Origin of the sequence: Tabrizicola sp. (assembly GCF_031377265.1) — a bacterium.
Taxonomy (GTDB): domain Bacteria; phylum Pseudomonadota; class Alphaproteobacteria; order Rhodobacterales; family Rhodobacteraceae; genus JAUYQR01.
This window is the reverse complement of the sequence record NZ_JANMET010000348.1, coordinates 1-3,264: the sequence shown is the minus strand read 5'-3', so window position 1 is coordinate 3,264 and position 3,264 is coordinate 1. Positions and strand designations below refer to the sequence as shown.

Sequence of the window (3,264 nt, the reverse complement as noted above, 5' to 3'; positions counted from 1 at the left end):
GGCGCCGACATGGACTTCCTCGTCGGCTGTCGCGGCAACGCCGTGGGGCGGGAGAGTCACTGATGCCCACCAAAATCGCGCTCGTCGGCATCGGCAAGATCGCCATTGACCAGCATGTGCCCGCCATCGCCGCCAGCCCCGATTGGGACCTGGCGGCAACCGTCAGCCGCAAAGGCAGCGTCGACGGCACCCCCGCCTTCACCGATTTCGACGCCATGCTTGCCGCGCGCCCCGATATCCCGGTGATCTCGCTCTGCCTGCCGCCGGTCCCGCGCTTTGACTACGCGCAAAAGGCGCTTCTTGCCGGCCGTCACGTGATGCTGGAAAAGCCCCCCGGTGCCACGCTGGCCGAGGTGCACGCGCTACAAACCCTCGCCGCCGCCAACGGCCTCACCCTCTATGCCACCTGGCACAGCCGCATGGCCCAGGCTGTCGCCCCCGCAAAAGCCTGGCTCACGGGCAAGACCATCACCCGCGCCCACATCACCTGGCGCGAAGATGTGCGCAAATGGCATCCCGGTCAGGATTGGGTGTTTGAACCCGGCGGCATGGGCGTGTTCGATCCCGGCATCAATGCCCTGTCGATCCTGACCGAGATCCTCCCCGCCCCGGTGCACCTGACCGCCGCCACCCTGACCTTCCCGGAAAACCGCCAGACGCCAATCGCCGCAAATCTAACCTTCTCGGGCAATGTCAGCGCCGAATTCGACTGGCGTCAAACCGGCCCGCAAACCTGGGACATCGAGGTTGATACGCCGCAAGGCCACCTTGCCCTGCGCATGGGTGGCAACGTGCTGGAAATCGACGGCAAACCGATTTCGGGCAAAGCCTCGATCATGGGCGAATATCCCGCCCTTTATGCGGTGATGGCCAAACTGGTGCGCGAACAGGCATCCGTGGTTGACCTTGGCCCGATGGTCCATGTCGCCGACGCGATGACGCTTGGACAGCGCCTGCAATCAGAGCCGTTCTTCTTCTGACTAAGCCTGCACACGCGGCGTGGAAGCCTCCGCCACCTTGCCCCACGGCTGGTCGGTCCGAGCCATCTGCCCCCACTGCGTGTCGGCCGCCGCCAGGATCGCCGCAATCTGCGGCGGCAATGGTGGTTTTGGCTTCACTTTGCCCATCAGCCTGCGCGCCAACTGAAAATCGTTCAGCGCACCCAAGGCATCCTGCAGCTCACAAAGCGCCGCATACAGCGCGGTCGGCACCAGATCCGGCAAAACCGGTGCGATGAATTCCGCCAGATAGCGCATGGATTTCAGATCTTTGCGCAATGCATGCCGCTCGGTGGGCGACATCCACAGGACGGATGGCCCATGGCTCAGGCAGCGTTCCCATGCAGCGCCCAATGCCCCGGCGGCGAAATCGCCCAACGGGGCCCGCCGCAACCGCCGCGCCGCTTTGCGGTTGCGGAACAGCGCGCCCTCCTCCAGTACGCGCCGCACTTCGGCGGCAAACTGCCTCGCGTCCCGCTTGCCAAGCCGGCGTCGGATCTCGTCGCGCAACCGGATGTTTTCCTTGATCCTGCGCGCCTGATCAGGCGCGTCCGGCCAATCGGCAATCTGCACGTCCGAATCCCGCAACGGGCCAAGGCTGCGGAAGATGCGCAGGGCCCGCGCCCGCAGCCGATGCGTAGCCTTCCGGCGCAGCAAAGGTGAAAACGCGTCCACTGCTGTCAGAAACCGCCGCAGCGCCACCCGGCATTTGTGCGGCCCCGAGGGATCGTCTTCGGCGTGAATCCGCGCCAATTGCGCTTCAAACGCCTCGCAGCATTGCTCCAGGATGGCGCGGAACGCCACTTCGCAGGTCACTGCTGCACCAATCGGGCCAGTCTGAAGCACAGTCATACCATGTCCGCCTGCAGTGATGCGTGATCGCGTATCTATGAACTTGTCGTAACACTTGGGTGACGACGTGGCCCCTGCAATCCCTCGCGCGTCACAAGAACTTCATCAGACTGCGCGGCAACTGTCACAGACGCCCCGTATCCCGCCTTCATCACGAAGGAGGGCTGCCGCTTGCTCCAAGTCACCAACGTCACCCGGATGTTCGGCCAAAAAGCCGCCGTTGACCGCGTCAGCTTTACCGTCGATGGCCCGGCTTTTGTTGGGATCATTGGTCGCTCCGGGGCGGGAAAGTCCACCTTTCTGCGCATGATGAACCGATTGACGGATGCAACGTCGGGTGAAATCCTTGTCGAGGGGCGCAATATTCTGGCGCTGAAGGGGGCCGAGGCCCGCGCCTGGCAAAGCCACTGCGCGATGATCTTTCAGCAGTTCAACCTTGTCCCGCGGATGGACGTGGCCTCCAACGTCCTGCACGGCATCCTGAACCGCCGCAGCACGCTGCAAACGATGTTCAGCCTTTGGTCACGCGCCGATGTCCTGCGTGCGCTCGATATCCTTGACCGCCTTGGCATCGCCGAACAGGCCCCGAAACGCGCCGAGGCGTTGTCGGGCGGCCAGCAGCAGCGCGTCGCCATCGCCCGCGCCCTGATGCAGGACCCCAAGATCATCCTCGCCGACGAACCCATTGCCAGCCTTGATCCGATGAACGCCCAGATCGTGATGGACACGCTAAAGCGTATCAACGTCGAAGATGGCCGCATGGTCATCGCCAACCTGCACACGCTCGACACCGCGCGCCGCTACTGCGACCGGGTGATCGGCATGCGCGACGGGCGCATCGTGTTCGACGGCACGCCCGACCAGCTGTCCACCGGCACCGCGCGCGACGTCTACGGCGCCGATGACAGCTTCAACGAATCCGCCACCTCGACGGCGATCACTGCCGATCCGGCCATCGACCGCGCCTACGCGGATACCCTTCTATCCTAGTCCACCCACCAAACTGGAGACGACCATGAAAAAGCTGCTCGCCCTTCTGGCTGCCACCACCACCCTCGCTGCCCCTGTGTTTGCGCAGGATGCGATCACCGAATTCAACATCGGCATTCTTGGCGGCGAAAACGCCCAGGATCGCCTGACCTCGACCGAGTGCCTGCGCGTTGCCGTGGAAAAAGAGCTCGGTGTTCCGGTCAAACTGTTCACCCCGGCTGACTATGACGGTGTGATCCAGGGCCTGCTGGGCGGGACGCTGGACTACGCCTGGCTCGGTGCTTCGGCCTATGCCAAGATCTACCTGACCGACCCCGAAGCCGTCGAAGTCATGCTGACCAAGCAGAACGTCGATGGCTCGACCGGCTATTACTCCATCGGTTTCGCCCGCAAGGACAGCGGCATCACCTCGTTGGACGACGCC

4 protein-coding genes are annotated in these 3,264 nt (G+C 63.8%); 3 read left to right on the top strand and 1 reads right to left on the bottom strand.

Features of this window, described 5'->3' with window-relative positions:
- Positions 1–62: 62 nt before the first annotated feature.
- Positions 63–980 (top strand): Gfo/Idh/MocA family oxidoreductase, encoded by a 918-nt coding sequence (locus RMO18_RS18725; RefSeq protein ID WP_309667985.1) that lies wholly within the window; start codon positions 63–65, stop codon positions 978–980.
- On the opposite strand, the gene RMO18_RS18720 is transcribed toward RMO18_RS18725, so the two are convergent.
- Positions 981–1,850, bottom strand: coding sequence for a CHAD domain-containing protein (locus RMO18_RS18720; protein WP_309667984.1), 870 nt, complete (start codon positions 1,848–1,850; stop codon positions 981–983).
- A gap of 171 nt (positions 1,851–2,021) precedes the next feature.
- On the opposite strand from RMO18_RS18720, the gene phnC reads away from it, so the two are divergent.
- Both phnC and RMO18_RS18710 read left to right on the top strand, forming a co-directional pair.
- Positions 2,022–2,840: a phosphonate ABC transporter ATP-binding protein gene (gene phnC / locus RMO18_RS18715; protein ID WP_309667982.1), complete on the top strand. Its 819-nt coding sequence runs from the start codon at positions 2,022–2,024 to the stop codon at positions 2,838–2,840.
- 25 nt (positions 2,841–2,865) lie between these two features.
- Positions 2,866–3,264 (top strand): PhnD/SsuA/transferrin family substrate-binding protein (locus RMO18_RS18710; protein ID WP_309667980.1); only part of this gene is annotated, 399 nt, incomplete at its 3' end.